Source organism: Mycobacterium paraffinicum (assembly GCF_025822865.1).
Lineage (GTDB): Bacteria > Actinomycetota > Actinomycetes > Mycobacteriales > Mycobacteriaceae > Mycobacterium > Mycobacterium paraffinicum.
On sequence record NZ_JACKUR010000027.1, the window covers coordinates 140,075 to 156,643 of the forward strand.

Annotated in this window: 13 protein-coding genes; 5 read left to right on the forward strand and 8 right to left on the reverse strand. The window is 68.1% G+C overall.

The window, feature by feature from the left end; genetic code table 11:
- Window positions 1-9 precede the first annotated feature (9 nt).
- Genes H7J89_RS18385 through clpS form a run of 3 tightly spaced genes read right to left on the reverse strand, consistent with a single transcriptional unit; the run spans window position 10 to window position 1,982 of the window.
- On the reverse strand, window positions 10-1,053 hold the full coding sequence (locus tag H7J89_RS18385; protein WP_264046068.1) for a P1 family peptidase: 1,044 nt from the start codon (window positions 1,051-1,053) through the stop codon (window positions 10-12).
- A gap of 17 nt (window positions 1,054-1,070) precedes the next feature.
- Window positions 1,071-1,652 (reverse strand): oxidative stress transcriptional regulator AosR, encoded by a 582-nt coding sequence (aosR, locus tag H7J89_RS18390; RefSeq protein ID WP_264045318.1) that lies wholly within the window; start codon window positions 1,650-1,652, stop codon window positions 1,071-1,073.
- Window positions 1,653-1,676: 24 nt separating this feature from the next.
- Complete coding sequence (gene clpS, locus H7J89_RS18395) at window positions 1,677-1,982, reverse strand: ATP-dependent Clp protease adapter ClpS (protein ID WP_067950984.1); 306 nt, start codon at window positions 1,980-1,982, stop codon at window positions 1,677-1,679.
- A 67-nt stretch (window positions 1,983-2,049) separates the two neighbouring features.
- On the opposite strand from clpS, the gene H7J89_RS18400 reads away from it, so the two are divergent.
- Entirely contained in the window at window positions 2,050-3,363 is a 1,314-nt protein-coding gene (locus H7J89_RS18400) for a nicotinate phosphoribosyltransferase (protein ID WP_264045322.1), read from the forward strand.
- A 19-nt stretch (window positions 3,364-3,382) separates the two neighbouring features.
- Window positions 3,383-5,389: an ATP-dependent DNA helicase gene (locus H7J89_RS18405; protein WP_264046069.1), complete on the forward strand. Its 2,007-nt coding sequence runs from the start codon at window positions 3,383-3,385 to the stop codon at window positions 5,387-5,389.
- 2 nt (window positions 5,390-5,391) lie between these two features.
- On the opposite strand, the gene glgP is transcribed toward H7J89_RS18405, so the two are convergent.
- Window positions 5,392-8,031 (reverse strand): alpha-glucan family phosphorylase, encoded by a 2,640-nt coding sequence (glgP, locus tag H7J89_RS18410; protein WP_264045324.1) that lies wholly within the window; start codon window positions 8,029-8,031, stop codon window positions 5,392-5,394.
- Between the two features lie 344 nt (window positions 8,032-8,375).
- Between glgP and H7J89_RS18415 the strand changes: the two genes are divergently transcribed.
- Both H7J89_RS18415 and glgB read left to right on the forward strand, forming a co-directional pair.
- The gene (locus tag H7J89_RS18415) at window positions 8,376-10,490 is read left to right on the forward strand and encodes an alpha-1,4-glucan--maltose-1-phosphate maltosyltransferase (protein WP_264045325.1); all 2,115 of its coding nucleotides are present in this window, start codon (window positions 8,376-8,378) and stop codon (window positions 10,488-10,490) included.
- Between the two features lies 1 nt (window position 10,491).
- Window positions 10,492-12,687: a 1,4-alpha-glucan branching protein GlgB gene (gene glgB / locus H7J89_RS18420; RefSeq protein WP_264045327.1), complete on the forward strand. Its 2,196-nt coding sequence runs from the start codon at window positions 10,492-10,494 to the stop codon at window positions 12,685-12,687.
- A 4-nt stretch (window positions 12,688-12,691) separates the two neighbouring features.
- Here glgB and H7J89_RS18425 read toward each other — a convergent pair whose 3' ends face one another.
- A complete protein-coding gene (locus H7J89_RS18425; protein WP_264045328.1) occupies window positions 12,692-13,615 on the reverse strand; it encodes a tetratricopeptide repeat protein in 924 nt (307 codons plus the stop codon).
- 184 nt (window positions 13,616-13,799) lie between these two features.
- Window positions 13,800-14,981, reverse strand: coding sequence for an acetyl-CoA C-acetyltransferase (locus H7J89_RS18430; protein WP_264045330.1), 1,182 nt, complete (start codon window positions 14,979-14,981; stop codon window positions 13,800-13,802).
- A gap of 78 nt (window positions 14,982-15,059) precedes the next feature.
- On the opposite strand from H7J89_RS18430, the gene mce reads away from it, so the two are divergent.
- Window positions 15,060-15,527: a methylmalonyl-CoA epimerase gene (gene mce, locus H7J89_RS18435; protein ID WP_264045334.1), complete on the forward strand. Its 468-nt coding sequence runs from the start codon at window positions 15,060-15,062 to the stop codon at window positions 15,525-15,527.
- Between the two features lie 10 nt (window positions 15,528-15,537).
- Here the strand turns inward: mce and H7J89_RS18440 are convergent, their stop codons facing one another.
- On the reverse strand, window positions 15,538-15,846 hold the full coding sequence (locus H7J89_RS18440) for an Rv1322 family protein (RefSeq protein ID WP_264045336.1): 309 nt from the start codon (window positions 15,844-15,846) through the stop codon (window positions 15,538-15,540).
- A gap of 19 nt (window positions 15,847-15,865) precedes the next feature.
- Window positions 15,866-16,537: an endonuclease NucS gene (gene nucS, locus H7J89_RS18445; RefSeq protein WP_264045338.1), complete on the reverse strand. Its 672-nt coding sequence runs from the start codon at window positions 16,535-16,537 to the stop codon at window positions 15,866-15,868.
- Window positions 16,538-16,569 lie beyond the last annotated feature (32 nt).

Sequence of the window (16,569 nt, forward strand, 5' to 3'; positions counted from 1 at the left end):
GGGAACTTCTCATCGGGCAAACGCTCCGGGCAACACGTCGTGGTAGGCGGGTATGCCGGCCACCGAATCCGCGGCGAACACGCCCACCAGCACCGCGCGCGCCAGGCAGTCGGCCGCGGCGGCACCGACCTCCGCGGCCAGCCGCATCTCCGGCGAAAACGAGGCGGGCGCGTCGGGTGGGAGCGGTACCTCCACCGCCCCGGTGGCCAGTGCGAACACGGTGTCGCCGTCGTACGGGGTGTGCGCCGGCCGTACGGTACGGGCCAGGCCGTCCTGCGCGGCCACGGCGACGCGCCGGCACGCGGCCGGGCTCAGCGCCGCGTCGGTCGCCACGACCCCGATGACGGTGTTGAGCGGGTTGTCCAGCGGGCTCGACGCGGTCGGCAACTGCGCGAACGCGTCGATCTCCTCCGGCGGCGGTGGCCGCAGCGCGAACTCCTGAATGAGGTCCGCCATCCACGGCAGGCCGGTGGCCCGGTCGGCGACGTCGCCGGCCGAGTTCACCACGACCACCGCGCCGACGGTTACCCCGCACGGCAGCGTCGTGGAAGCCGTCCCGACGCCGCCCTTGAACACCCCGGCACGCGCCCCGACGCCGGCACCGACGTTGCCGACCGCCGGCGCACCCTCGCCACTCGCGGCGGCTTCACAGGCCAGGTAGCCGAACTCCGCCGTCGGGCGGCGATCCCACCCGCCGACCGGCAGATCGAAGATCACGGCGCCGGGCACGATGGGCACCACGCCGCCATTCATCGCCACCCCGCGTTCGCGTTCTTCCAGCCAGCCCATCACGCCGTCAGCGGCGGCCAGACCGTAGGCGCTGCCGCCGGCGAGCAACACCGCGTCGACGTAACGCACGGTGTTGGCCGGGTCCAGCAGGTCGGTCTCCCGGGTACCGGGCGCGCCGCCGCGGCAGTCGACGGCCCCGACGGTCCCAGGCGGGGTCAGCACGACGGTGACGCCGCGGGCCCATCCCGCGCCCATGGACGCGTCCGGGTCGAGGCGATGATGGTGACCGACGCGGATACCCCCGACGTCGGTGATGGCGTCCATCGGACCGCGATCGGGGCTCATCGGGACCCCATGAGCACCAGGACGAGGTATTCCTGCAAGACGGTCAACCACTGGTACACGTCGAAGTGCACCGCCAGCGGGTGGTCGGCGGGCAGCCGCTCCGGCCCTTCGGGCCCGACCTCGAGCATCACTCCCAGCGTCAACCGGATGTCGTTGACCGCCGCCACCCAGGCGTTCGCGTCCTCCTCGGTCAGGTCGAACCGGCCGCCTTCTGCGGGAACGGTGTCTAACATCCGCTGCGCCGCAAGGCGTTTGGCGTCGATGATCTCGGGCTCGTGCAGGCTGCGCAGCGCGGCGTTGAGGGTCTCGGCGGCGTCGGAAGCCGATGGGTCATCGTCATCGGGATGGAAGAAGTCGGGCAGCAACCGGCGCAGGGTCGGGTCCTTCGGCGGATCGCTGTTTCCGGTCTTTATGCCGGTGATCTGTTCCAGTTCGTCTGCGGGCGAGGATGATTCACGCTCATCGAGCAACCCGACCATGGCGGTTGCCAAGTTCTTCAGCAGGGCGGCCTCGTGCGACGCCAGGGCGGACCGAAAACGGGGACCGTCCGCGGTCTCGACGCGCTTCCACTTGCGCACAGGTAATCGCCGCGGCCTCGAGTATCAGCGGTCCTGCTGCAGCGTCGCCCACAACCCGGCCGCATGCAGCTTGGACACGTCGACTTCCATGGATTCCCGGCTGCCGGCCGACACCACCGCCCTGCCTTCGTTGTGCACCTGCAGCATCAGCTTGGTGGCGTGCGGCTCGCTGTAGCCGAACAACTTCTGGAACACATACGTCACGTAGGTCATCAGATTGACCGGGTCATCCCACACGATCGTGACCCACGGACTCGCCGTGACGTCTACCGGAGCGGACTCGCGTTGTCCTGTAGTGCCCGGCTTAGTGGGCGCTGACATAACAACCATGGCCTCCACGATACCGAGCGACCGGCGAGGTTTCCGAGCCCCCGACGGCAGCCGATACCGTTATGGAATGAACGACCCGGTCGTAACTGGGCTGCTTACCGACAAGTACGAGTTGACGATGCTGGCGGCGGCGCTGCGAGACGGTACCGCCGGTCGGCCGACGACCTTCGAATTGTTCGCGCGCCGACTCCCCGAGGGGCGCCGCTACGGCGTGGTCTGTGGGACCGGCCGCCTGCTCGAAGCGTTGCCGCAGTTCGGTTTCGACGACGAGGCGTGTCAGCTGCTGGCGCAATTCCTCGATCCAGATGCGTTGCGCTACTTGCGCGATTTCCGGTTCCGCGGCGATATCGACGGCTACGCCGAAGGCGAGCTGTACTTCCCCGGCTCGCCCGTCTTGTCGGTGACCGGCACGTTCGCCGAATGCGTGGTGCTCGAGACGCTGGCGTTGTCGATCTTCAACCACGACACGGCGGTCGCGTCCGCGGCGGCGCGAATGGTGAGCGCGGCCAGGGACCGTCCGCTGATCGAGATGGGGTCACGGCGCACCCATGAGCATGCCGCGGTCGCCGCGGCGCGGGCGGCCTATATCGCCGGCTTCGCCGCGTCGTCCAACCTCGAGGCCCAGCGCCGATACGGAATCCCCGCGCAGGGCACGTCGGCGCACGCGTTCACCATGCTGCATGCGAGCGGAGAGCCCGCCGAAGTGACCGAACTGGCCGCTTTCCGCGCGCAGGTCGACGCGCTGGGCGTCGACACCACGCTGCTGGTGGACACCTACGACGTGACGACCGGCGTGGCCAACGCCGTGGCGGCCGCCGGGGAGTCGCTCGGCGCGGTCCGTATCGACTCCGGGGAGTTGGGCGTGCTGGCCCGCCAGGTCCGCGAGCAGCTCGACGGTCTGGGAGCCACCGGAACCCGCATCGTGGTCTCCGGCGACCTCGACGAGTTCTCGATTGCCGCCCTGGGTGCCGAACCGGTGGACAGTTACGGCGTCGGCACGTCGCTCGTGACGGGTTCGGGCGCGCCGACGGCGAACATGGTCTACAAGCTGGTCGAGGTCGACGGAATGCCGGTACAAAAGCGCAGCAGCCACAAGGAATCCCGCGGCGGCCGCAAAGAGGCGCTGCGCCTGACGCGCACGACCGGCACCGTCACCGAGGAGCTGGTGTATCCGGCCGGCAGCCGGCCCCCGGTCACCGAGCCGTCCCGGGTGTTGACCGTCCCACTGGTCCGCGGTGGCGACGTGGTATCCAAACCGAATGTGGCCGCGGCGCGCGAGCTGGTAGCTTCCGGGCTGCGCAGTCTGCCGTGGGAAGGGCTGAACCTCTCCCACGGCGAACCCGCGATCCCGACGACTCAGATCCCCGCCGGCCGCCGGTAGCACCGCAGAGCAAAAGAGGCTGACCACGTCCGAAGTGTCCGTGCCCGAGTTGCTGGCCATCGCCGTGGCCGCGCTCGGCGGCAGTGAGCGCAGCGGCCAGCTCGAGATGGCCGACGCCGTCGCGCGGGCGTTCGCCACCGGCGAGCATCTCGTCGTGCAGGCCGGTACCGGCACCGGAAAGTCGCTGGCCTACCTCGTGCCCGCGATCGTCCGCGCCATCGATGACGACTCGCCGGTCGTGGTGTCCACGGCCACCATCGCGCTGCAGCGGCAGCTCGTCGATCGGGACCTGCCCAGGTTGATCGATTCGATCGCCGACGCCCTTCCGCGCCGCCCGCAGTTCGCGTTGCTCAAGGGACGCCGAAACTATTTGTGCCTGAACAAGATCCACAATGGCGGCGCCGACGCCGAGGAAGGGACCGGCGACCGGCCGCAGGAGGAGCTCTTCGATCCCATGGCGGCCACCGCCCTGGGGCGTGACGTCCAACGGCTCACCACGTGGGCCTCGACGACCGAATCCGGTGACCGCGATGACCTGAAGCCCGGTGTGCCGGATCGATCCTGGTCCCAGGTCAGCGTTTCGGCACGGGAATGCGTGGGCGTGGCCCGCTGTCCCTTTGGCTCCGAATGCTTCTCCGAACGGGCGCGGGGCCGGGCCGGGGGCGCCGACATCGTGGTCACCAACCATGCGCTGCTCGCCATCGACGCCGTCGCCGAGTCTGCGGTGCTGCCCGAACATGCGCTGCTGGTCGTGGACGAGGCCCACGAGTTGGTCGACCGAGTGACGTCGGTGGCCACCGCGGAGCTGACGCCGGCCGCCCTGGGCGTCGCGGCGCGGCGTATCGCCCGGTTGGTGAACCCCGAACTGACCCAGCGGCTGGAGGCGGCGACGGCCAACTTCGCCGCGGCGATCCACGACGGCACGCCGGGCCGCATCGACCGCCTCGACGAGGAGCTGGCGACGTACGTGACCGCCCTGCGCGACGCGGCCGGCGCGGCACGCTCGGCGATCGACACCACGAGCGACGCGAAAGCGGCCGCCGCACGCGCCGAGGCGATAGCGGCGCTGAGCGAGATTTCCGATACCGCCGCGCGGGTCCTGTCGTCGTTCACTCCTGCCATTCCGGATCGCACCGAGGTGGTGTGGCTGGACCACGAGGACAACCGGGGCGCGCTGCGCCCGGTGTTGCGGGTTGCGCCGCTGTCGGTCGCGGGCCTCCTGCGCGACCGGGTGTTCGCCCGTTCCACCACCGTGTTGACGTCGGCGACCCTGACCATCGGCGGGTCTTTCGACGCGATGGCCGCGGCGTGGGGGCTGACCGCGGCCGATACCGAAATGCCCTGGCGCGGTGTCGACGTCGGCTCGCCGTTCGAGCACGCCAAGGCCGGAATCCTCTATGTCGCCGCGCACCTACCGCCCCCTGGCCGGGACGGCACCGGGTCGGCCGAGCAGCTGACCGAGATCGCCGAGCTCATCACCGCGGCGGGCGGGCGCACGCTGGGACTGTTCTCGTCGATGCGAGCCGCGCGGGCCGCCGCGGAAGCCATGCGCCAACGGCTCTCGACGCCGGTGCTGTGTCAGGGCGACGACAGCACCTCCGCGCTGGTGGAGCAGTTCAGCGCCGACGAGCAGACCTCGTTGTTCGGCACTCTGTCGCTCTGGCAGGGCGTCGACGTCCCGGGGCCGTCCCTGTCCCTGGTGCTCATCGACCGCATCCCGTTTCCGCGGCCGGACGATCCGCTGCTGGGCGCCCGCCAGCGAGCGGTGGCCGCGCGCGGCGGCAACGGCTTCATGGCGGTCGCCGCCAGCCACGCCGGGTTGCTGTTGGCGCAGGGCTCGGGTCGGCTGTTGCGCCGCATCACCGACCGCGGAGTGGTCGCGCTGCTGGACTCGCGGATGGTCACCGCCGGCTATGGCGGCTACCTGCGTGCCTCGCTGCCGCCGTTCTGGCAGACCACGAATCCGGCACAGGTCCGCGCCGCGCTGGAGCGGCTGCGCACCGCGTCGGAGGGTCTTCCGGCGTGAGGTCAGCGGGCCAGCGTGACCAGACCCAGCTCGGTGGCGGCGGCAAGCATCGGGTGGTGGGGCAGCACGCGAACGGTGTACCCGACTGCGCCGGCCAGCGGTAACGACAGCGTCGTCGAGAACACCTGGTTGCCGCCCTCGGCGGTCCCGGTATACGCCATCTCGACGGTGACCGGGTCCAGCAGCGCGTCGCTGGCGTCGACCCTGCCCACCACGCCTTGGACCGTGACCTCGTCGGGCGCCAGCCCGGCCAGCGCCACGGTGGCGGTCAGGGTCAGCTTGGAGCCGAGCACCGGCGTGTCGGGCAGCCCGGTGCTGTCCACATCGGTGATGGTGATCTTGGGCCAGGCCTCCTCGGCGCGCCGACGGTAGGCGGCCAGCTCGCGGGCCGCGCCGAACTCGGCGCCGTCCGCACCGTCCTCGGCGGGACCGACGGTCCTGCGCAGCGACTGCGCCGCGTGCGTGTAGTACCGCTCCACGTAGTCGCGCACCATGCGCGAGGCCAGCACCTTCGGGCCGAGCGTCTGCAGTGTGTGCCGCACCATCTCGATCCACCGCGGCGGCACCCCGTGGTCGTCACGTTCGTAGAACTTGGGCGCCACGGCCTGCTCCAGCAGGTCGTAGAGCGCGCTGGCCTCCAGGTCGTCGCGGCGAGCCTCGTCGGCCACGCCGTCGGCAGACGGTATCTCCCAACCGTTTTCGCCGTCGTACCACTCGTCCCACCAACCGTCGCGGATGGACAGATTCAGCCCACCGTTGAGCGCGCTCTTCATCCCGGAGGTGCCGCAGGCCTCCAGCGGCCGCAGGGGGTTGTTCAGCCAGACGTCGCACCCCCAGTACAAGTGCCGGGCCATGGACATGTCGTAGTCGGGCAAAAACGCGATGCGGTGGCGCACCTCCGGCCGGTCGGCGAAGCGCACCACCTGCTGGATCAACGCCTTGCCCCCGTCGTCGGCCGGGTGCGACTTCCCGGCGACGATCAGCTGAATCGGCCTGTCCTCATCGAGCAGCAGGCGTTCAAGCCGCTCCGGGTCGCGCAGCATCAGCGTCAGCCGCTTGTACGTGGGCACCCGCCGGGCGAACCCGATGGTGAGCACATTCGGATCGAATGCCGTTGCTATCCAGCCCAATTCGGCGTCCGATGCGCCCCGTTCCAACCAGGATTTGCGTAGCCGCTGCCGGACATCCTCGACCAGCAGCGACCGCAATTGCGAGCGGATCCACCAGAGGTGGCCCGCGTCAACCTGGTTCAGTCGAAGCCAGACGCCCGGATCGCCGAACGAATCCGAACCGGCCAGCTCCCGCCCCAACTGCAACCATTGCGGCGCCGCCCAGGTGCGCGCATGAACTCCGTTGGTGATCGACCCGATCGGCACCTCACCCGCGTCGAACCCGGACCACAGCTCGCTGAACATGGCCCGACTCACCTCACCGTGCAGCAACGAGACTCCGTTGGCCCGCTGCGCCAGCCGCAGACCCATATGCGCCATGTTGAATTTGGTCGGATCGTCCTCGGCGCCGAGCGCGAGAATCCGGGCCGTCGGTACGCCCGGCAACAACGCGGGCGCACTTTTGGAACCGGCTTTCTTCTTGCCGGGATCGTCCTCGACGTGGCCGTCGAAGTAGAGCCGCACCATGTCGATCGGGAAGCGGTCGATACCGGCGGGCACCGGAGTGTGAGTGGTGAACACGGTGCTGGATCGCACGACGGCCAGCGCGGTGTCGAAGTCCAACCCGGCATCGGTCATCAACTCACGGATGCGTTCCGCTCCGAGGAAACCCGCGTGCCCCTCATTCATGTGGAACACCTCGGGCGCGGGCAGGCCTTCGATGGCGGTGAACGCGCGGATCGCCCGCACCCCGCCGATGCCGGCCAGCAGCTCCTGCCTCATCCGGTGTTCCTGGTCACCGCCGTACAGCCGGTCGGTGATGCCGCGCAGCTCATGCTCGTTCTCGGGGACATCGGAATCGAGCAGAAGCAGCGGTACCCGGCCCACCTGGGCAACCCAGACCCGCGCGTGCAGCTGGGCGGACTCGGGAAGCGTCAGCTCGACCAGAACGGGATCGCCGGCGGCATCGGTGAGTAGCCGCAGCGGCAGCCCCTGCGGGTCCAGCGACGGGTAGGTCTCGTTCTGCCAGCCGTCCGCGGTCAGCGACTGGCGGAAGTAGCCGGAACGGTAGTAGAGGCCCACCGCCACCAGCGGCACCCCCAGATCGGAGGCCGACTTCAGGTGGTCGCCGGCGAGGATGCCCAAGCCGCCCGAGTAGTTGGGCAGCACCTCGGCGACGCCGAACTCCATCGAGAAGTAGGCGATGGCGGTCGGCATCGCCACGCCTTCGGCTTGCTGCTGCTGGTACCACAGCGGACGGCTCAGGTACTCGTTCAGGTCGGCGGCCAGCTGATCGAGCCGGCCGAGGAACGTTTCGTCGAGCGCCAGCTCATCGAGTCGTGCCGGATTCACCGCGCCCAGCAACGCCACCGGATCAGAGCCGCACCGCTCCCACAGGCCGGCGTCGATGGTCGCGAACAAGTCCTGGGTCGGCTTGTCCCATGACCATCGCAAGTTGGTCGACAGCTGATCCAGCGCGGCCAGCCGTTCGGGAAGGTGAGCGCGGACGGTAAAGCGGCGGAGGGCTTTCACGCGTCCTTACCTTACTGAGGATTTCGTCCCACGCACGGCGGCGCTAGAGACGGCTTTTCCCGCCGAGGGTGTGACCGGACACTAGGCTGGGTATCGGTTAGTTATTGGGGCCGCAACGGTGCTTCCCCACAGAGGAAGTGTCCCCACGACAGGAAGTTTCGCCAGACGAGAGGCATTCCGGGACGGAGCACACCGCGGTTTGGCCGCACACAATCGGAACCAGTCGACGACGATGCGGTCCGAGAAGGCGGACCGAGGAGGAGTCGGCTAGTCGGAACACTGCCGGCCACGATGCGGTCCGCGAAGCGGGCCGAAGAGGAGCTGGCAAATCGGAACGGAGTGTTGTGCCTGGTCGTGTCGAGATCGATAACGTACAACCCGTCGTCTCCTGCGGCGCATATCCCGCCAAGGCGGTGGTCGGTGAGACCATCCCGGTCAGCGCGGCGGTATGGCGGGAGGGCCACGAGGCCGTCGCGGCGACGCTAGTCGTGCGGTACGTCGGACCGCGTTATCCGCAGGTAAGCGAAACCCGCCGGATCAAAGCGGTCCAGGCCCCGGTGAAGGCCGCGGCGGAAGTCGACGGGGCGGTGGATCAACAACGGATCAAGCCGCTGCTGCTGCCGATGACGTTGGGCCTCGAGCCCTATGTCTTCCACGGCCAATTCACGCCCGACCGGGTGGGCCTGTGGACCTTCAGGGTCGACGGCTGGGGCGACCCCATCCACTCCTGGAGGCATGGCCTGGTTGCCAAGCTCGAGGCCGGGCAGGGCGAGACGGAACTGTCCAACGACCTCTTGGTCGGGGCCGCGCTGTTCGAGCGCGCCGCCACGGGGGTGCCTCGCGCGCGGCGCGAACCACTGATCGCGGCCGCCACGGCGTTGCGAAGCCCGGGGGACCCGATCACCCGCACCGCGTTGGCCCTGGGGCCGGAAATCGACGAGATCCTGTCCGAGTATCCGTTGCGCGATCTGGTCACCCGCGGCGACCAGTACGGGGTCTGGGTGGACCGGCCGCTTGCCCGCTTCGGCTCCTGGTACGAGATGTTCCCCCGCTCGACCGGCGGGTGGGACGCCGCGGGCAAGCCCGTGCACGGCACCTTCGCCACCGCGGCCGCCGAGCTTCCGCGCATCGCCGCAATGGGATTCGACGTGGTGTACCTGCCGCCGATCCACCCGATCGGCAAGGTGCACCGCAAGGGCCGCAACAACTCTCCCACCGCCGCTCCCGGAGATGTTGGTTCTCCCTGGGCAATCGGCAGCGACGAGGGCGGCCACGACGCCGTCCACCCGGACCTGGGCACCATCGAAGACTTCGACGCATTCGTCGCCGCGGCGCGCGAGTTGGGCATGGAGGTGTCGCTGGACCTGGCGTTGCAGTGCGCCCCCGACCATCCGTGGGCGCGCGATCACCGCGAGTGGTTCACCGAGCTGCCCGACGGCACCATCGCCTACGCGGAGAACCCGCCCAAGAAATACCAAGACATCTATCCGCTCAACTTCGACAACGACCCGGCGGGCCTGTACGACGAGGTGCTGCGTGTCGTCCGGCACTGGATGGACCACGGCGTCAAGTTCTTTCGGGTCGACAACCCGCACACCAAGCCGCCGAACTTCTGGGCATGGCTGATCGCCCAGGCGAAGAGCATCGACCCCGATGTGCTGTTCCTCTCAGAGGCCTTCACGCCCCCGGCCCGTCAGTACGGACTGGCCAAGCTCGGGTTCACGCAGTCCTACAGCTACTTCACCTGGCGCACGGCCAAGCAGGAACTCACCGAGTTCGGCGACGCCATCGCCGCCGCCGCGGATTTTCGGCGCCCGAACCTGTTCGTGAACACCCCCGACATCCTGCACGCCATCCTGCAGCACAACGGCCCTGGCATGTTCGCGATCCGGGCGGTGCTGGCGGCGACCATGGGCCCGGCCTGGGGCGTGTATTCGGGTTACGAGCTCTTCGAGCACCGCGCCGTGCGGGAAGGCAGCGAGGACTACCTGAACTCCGAGAAGTACGAACTGCGGCCCCGTGATTTCGCGGGCGCCCTGGCCGAAGGGCGGTCGCTCGAACCGTTCATCACGCGGCTCAACTCCATCCGTCGGCTACATCCGGCGCTGCAGCAGTTGCGCACCATCCATTTCCATTCCGTGGACAACGATGCGCTGCTTGCCTACAGCAAATTCGACCCGGCGACCGGCGACTGTGTGTTGGTGGTCGTGACGCTCAACGCGTTCGGGGCCGAGGAAGCCACGCTGTTTTTGGATATGGCGGCTTTGGGTATGGAGCCCTATGAGCGTTTCTGGGTGCGCGACGAAATCACCGGCCAGGAATTCCAATGGGGGCAAGCAAACTACGTTCGCATCGACCCTGCGCGAGCGGTCGCGCATGTCATCAACATGCCACTCATCCCGCAGGAGTCCCGAATGACGCTGCTCCGCAGGCCACCAAAAGGACCGGAGGGATTGTGACATGAGCCAAGCCGACCAACTCGCCAGGACGCACCTGGCGCCCGACCCCGCCGACCTGTCGCGCCTGCTGGCCGGCACACATCACAACCCGCATGGCATCCTGGGCGCCCACGAGTACACCGACCACACCGTCATCCGGGCCTTCCGCCCGCACGCGGTTGAGGTCGTCGCGCTCGTCGGAGACGACCGTTTTCCGTTGGAGCACGTCGAGTCCGGCCTGTTCGCCGTGGCGCTTCCCTTCGTCAACCTGATCGACTACCGGCTACAGGTGAAATACGAGGGTTCCGACCCGTACACCGTCGCCGACGCGTACCGCTTCCTGCCCACTTTGGGCGAGATCGACCTCTTCTTGTTCGGGGAGGGCCGTCACGAGCGACTCTGGGAAGTCCTTGGCGCGCACCCCCGTTCGTTCACCACGGCGGACGGCGTCGTCAACGGCGTGTCGTTCGCGGTGTGGGCGCCCAACGCCAAGGGCGTCAGCCTGATCGGCGAGTTCAACGGCTGGACGGGCAGCGATGCCCCGATGCGGTCGCTGGGCTCCTCGGGCGTGTGGGAGCTGTTCTGGCCCGACTTCCCCGCCAACGGCCTGTACAAGTTTCGCGTGCACGGCGCTGACGGCGTCGTAACCGACCGGGCCGACCCCATGGCGTTCGCCACCGAAGTGCCGCCGCACACCGCGTCCCGCGTGACGCGTAGCGAATACACGTGGCAGGACGCCGAATGGATGGAACGGCGGGCACAGCGCAATCCGGTGTTCGAGCCGATGAGCACCTACGAAGTCCACCTCGGCTCGTGGCGCCCCGGACTCGGTTACCGGCAACTGGCCGAGGAGTTGACCAACTATGTGGTCGAGCACGGGTTCACCCACGTCGAGTTGCTTCCGGTCGCCGAGCACCCCTTCGCCGGGTCGTGGGGCTACCAGGTCACGTCGTATTACGCGCCGACGTCGCGATTCGGCACGCCCGACGAATTCCGGGCGTTGGTCGATGCGCTGCACCACGCCGGCATCGGCGTCATCGTCGACTGGGTGCCGGCGCACTTCCCGAAGGATGCGTGGGCGCTGGGACGATTTGACGGCACCGCGCTCTACGAACACGCCGATCCCAAGCGCGGTGAGCAACTCGACTGGGGCACTTACGTTTTCGACTTCGGGCGCGCCGAGGTGCGTAACTTCCTGGTGGCCAACGCGCTGTATTGGCTCGAGGAGTACCACGTCGACGGGCTACGGGTCGACGCCGTTGCCTCCATGCTGTATCTGGACTACTCACGCCCCGAGGGCGGCTGGACGCCGAACATCTACGGTGGGCGGGAAAACCTGGAAGCCGTGCAATTCCTGCAGGAGATGAACGCCACGGTGCACAAGTCGGCCCCGGGCATCGTCACCATCGCCGAGGAGTCGACATCATGGCCCGGCGTTACCCGCCCGACAAACCTTGGCGGCCTGGGCTTTTCGATGAAGTGGAACATGGGCTGGATGCACGACACGCTCGACTACATCAGCCGCGACCCGATTTACCGCAATTACCACCACCACGAGATGACGTTCTCGATGCTCTACGCATTCAGCGAGAACTACGTGCTGCCGATCAGCCACGATGAGGTGGTGCACGGCAAAGGCACGCTGTGGGGGCGCATGCCGGGCAACAACCACGTCAAGGCCGCCGGGCTGCGCAGCCTGCTCGCCTACCAGTGGGCGCATCCCGGCAAGCAATTGCTGTTCATGGGGCAGGAATTCGGCCAGCGCGCCGAGTGGTCCGAGGAACGCGGCCTGGATTGGTGGCAGCTCGACGAGCAAGGATTCTCGAACGGCGTCCTGCGCTTCGTCCGCGACATCAATGACATCTACCGCAACCACCCCGCGCTGTGGAGCCAGGACACCGTTCCCGACGGTTACTCCTGGATCGACGCCAACGACTCGGCCAACAACGTGTTGAGCTTCCTGCGGTACGGCAGTGACGGCTCGGTCATGGCCTGCGTGTTCAACTTCGCGGGTAACGAGCACAGCGGATACCGGCTCGGCCTGCCGTCCGCCGGCCGCTGGCGGGAGGTGCTCAACACCGACGCCACCGACTACAACGGCACCGGCATCGGCAACATGGGCGGTGTCGATGCCACCGAGGACCCATGGCACGGGCGACCCGCATCGGCGGTGTTGGTGCTGCCGCCCAACTCGGCTTTATGGCTGGAGCCCGCGTAGGCCGTCAGTAGAGCGCGTTGGCGAGGTTGCGCCGTCCGGCGACGACCTCGGGGTCGGCAGGATCGAAAAGTTCGAAAAGCTCGATCAACCGGGTGCGTACCCGGGTGCGCTCATCCCCGGACGTGCTGCGCACCAAGGCAATCAGGCGATCGAACGCCGGACTCACTTCCTGGTTGAGGATTTGCAAGTCGGCGGCGGCGAAGGCCGCATCGATGTCGCTCGGCGCCGCGTCGGCAGCCGCGAGAGCATCCGGCGAGTGGGTGGTTGCGCGCGTGAGGAAGTCGATCTGCCGGATCGCACCCTTGGCTTCGACGCTGCCCGGATTGGCGTCCAGGATCGCTTGATAAGACGCTCTGGCCGCCTCGAAATCACCCGTCTCGAGCTGTTCGCGGGCCGCCGTCAGCTCGGGGTCGGCCTCGTCGGCATCCGCGGAACCGCTTGAGCCTTTGAGCTTTCCGGCCGTCGCCGAGAGAAGCGAGTCCACCCAGCCCCGCAACTGGTCGGGCGGCTGCATCCCCTGGAAGCTGGACAGCGGCTGTCCGGCGGCCAGAGCCACGACGGTCGGCACCGCATCTACGCCGAATATCTGGGCCACCCTTGGCGCCACGTCGACGTTGACCGTCGCCAGGGACCACTTGCCGTTGTCCTCGGCGGCCAGGCCGGACATGATGTCGACGAGCTGGACGCACGCATCGCTGCGCGGCGACCAGAGCAGCACCACGACCGGCACTTCCTCGGATCGGAGCAGTACTTCGGTTTCGAAGTTGGCCTCGGTGATCGAGGTAACTCCGGGACCGGCCTCAGCGGCCGACGTTGCGCCGGCACCCGTCCCGCCGGACGGCGGCTGTTGCTGGGCCCGCTGCTTGAGGCCGGACAAGTCGACCGCACCGGCCATGGCCGGGCCTATCGAGGGTCGCGGACGCGTCACGTCGTCAAGTTTGTCATGCGCATCGGCGACCTATCCACCCGGTGGCGAGCACGTCCCGGCGCCGCCGTGCAGGCCTGGGAGCCGCGCCAAACGGCCCTCGACCGGGACGTATGACGAAGATCACAAAAATTTCCGTACGTGTAGAGCCAGCAACGTCGGCGAGGGCGCCCGCGGCCCCGTCGAGCTACTTTGCCCGCAGAATCAGCGCGTCGCCCTGGCCACCCGCGCCGCACAGTGCCGCGACGGCGTAGCCGGAGCCGCGGCGGGCCAGTTCCAGGGCCGCATGCAGCGTGATCCGTGCGCCCGACATGCCGATGGGATGCCCGACGGCGATCGCACCGCCGTTGACGTTGACGATCTCGGGATCCAGGCCGAGTTCGCGGGTCGAGGCCAGCGCGACCGCCGAGAACGCCTCGTTGATTTCCACGACGTCCAGCTGGTCGACGGAGATGCCCTCGCGGCTGAGGGCTTTCTTGATCGCGTTGGCGGGCTGCGACTGCAGGGTGGAGTCCGGCCCGGCCACCACACCGTGGGCGCCGATTTCGACCAGCCAGGTCAGCCCCAGCTCCTGCGCCTTGGCCTTGTTCATCACGACCACGGCCGCCGCCCCGTCGGAGATCTGAGACGCCGAACCGGCGGTGATGGTGCCGTCGCGACGGAAGGCCGGTTTGAGGCCGGCCAGGGACTCGGCGGTGGTGTTGGCGCGAATCCCCTCGTCCTCGGTGAACTGCAGCGAATCACCCTTGCGCTGCGGGATGTTGACCGGCACGACTTCGTCGGCGAAGACGCCGTCCTTCCATGCGGCGGCCGCCTTCTGATGCGACCGCGCAGCGAACTCGTCCTGCTCCTGGCGGGTGAATTTGTCCACGTCGTTGCGCTGCTCGGTGAGCGCGCCCATCGGCTGGTCGGTGAACACGTCGTGCAGACCGTCGTAGGCCATGTGGTCAAGGACCGTGACATCGCCGTACTTGTAGCCCGCCCGGCTGTCCATCAGCAAATGAGGTGCTTTGGTCATGGACTCCTGCCCCCCGGCCACCACCACGTCGAACTCCCCGGCTCGAATGAGCTGGTCAGCGAGCGCGATGGAGTCGATGCCGGACAGGCACATCTTGTTGATGGTCAGCGCCGGAACGTCCCAGCCGATGCCGGCGGCAACGGCCGCCTGGCGCGCGGGCATCTGGCCGGCCCCGGCCGTCAGCACCTGCCCCATGATCACGTACTCGACCGCCGAAGCAGGCACGTTGGCCTTCTCCAGCGCGCCGGCGATCGCGATGCCACCCAGGTCGCTGGCCGAAAAATCCTTCAGCGAACCCATCAACTTGCCGATCGGCGTGCGCGCTCCAGCAACGATCACCGACGTCGTCATGAAAACCTCCTAGGGGTCCGTGGACGGCCGGTTCGGCCTCCCGGAGAAGCGCAATCTTTGCCGTCAGGTTACCTTTATGTGATGACGACCGATCAAGTTGACGCCCGTCAGATCCTGGCCACCGGCCTGGTGACGGCGATCGATCACGTCGGCATCGCAGTCGCCGACCTGGACGCGGCGATCGCCTGGTATCACGACCACCTCGGCATGAGCCTGGTGCACGAGGAAGTCAACGAGGAGCAGGGAATCCGCGAGGCCATGCTGGCCGTGCGCGACGCGCCGGCCGGTACCGCGCAGATCCAGCTGATGGCCCCGTTCGACGACTCCTCGACAATCGCGAAGTTCCTCGACAAGCGCGGGCCCGGCATCCAGCAGATGGCGGTTCGCGTGAGCGACCTCGACGGCGTGATCGAGCATCTGCGCTCCCAGGGGATCCGGCTCATCTACGACGCGCCGCGTCGCGGCACGGCAAACTCGCGGATCAACTTCATCCACCCCAAGGACGCCGGCGGCGTTCTCATCGAACTGGTCGAACCGGCCGCCTGAGCCCCTCCGATCAGGACCACTTCCGGGTCGGGCCCCGCGTGGCGCGGTGGCTCCAGCACGGGGAATGCCAATGCCGCCGATCTTCGACCAGCCCTGGGCCTCCCCCGAGCGTCGAGTCGGTCGGCCACGCCACCAGATGTGCGGTGCCGGCGCGTATTTCGTGGTCACAGCCGGGACAGCGGTACGTCTTGACCGCACGGTCCGCGGCGACGGGACGGACTTCGTACTCGTGGCCGTCGGGCCCGATCTCCACCCGGCGCGGCGCCAGGGGCGGCAGTGACGGCCGCTGCCGACGTGGCGGTGTGCGGCGCCTAGCCATTCCACCAGCCTAGCGGGGTTCAGAACAGCCGGTACTCGTCGCTGTCCATCCCGCGCATCTTGTCGTAATCCAGTGTGATGCAACGGATCCCGCGGTCAGTGGCCAGCGTGCGCGCTTGCGGCTTGATCTGCTGGGCGGCGAACACCCCCTTCACCGGCGCGAGCACGCTGTCGCGATTGAGCAACTCGAGGTAGCGGGTGAGCTGCTCGACGCCGTCGATCTCGCCGCGCCGCTTGATTTCCACCGCGACGGAACCGCCCTGCTCATCGCGACAGAGCAAATCGACGGGCCCGATGGCGGTCATGTATTCGCGACGCACCAGCGTGTAGCCGTCGCCGAGCAGTTGCACGTGCTCGGCGAGCAACGCCTGCAAATGGGCTTCGACGCCGTCCTTGACCAGTCCGGGGTCAACGCCCAGGTCGTGGCTGGAGTCGTGCTCGACCTCCTCGACGGTGATGCGCAGCTGTTCCCCGGCCTTGTTCTGGACGACCCACACGGGCACCTGATCACCGGGCTCCTCGGTGAGCCAGCAAGGCGGACTCATCCAGTTCAGCGGCTTATAGGCGCGGTCGTCGGCGTGCACGCTGACCGATCCGTCGGCCTTGAACAGCAACAACCTGCGGGCCGACGGAAGATGCGCGGTGAGCCGGCCGACATAGTCCACAGTGCACTGGGCGATCACTAGACGCACCCGACTCACCTTAGAGCGTGGCCGACAAATTA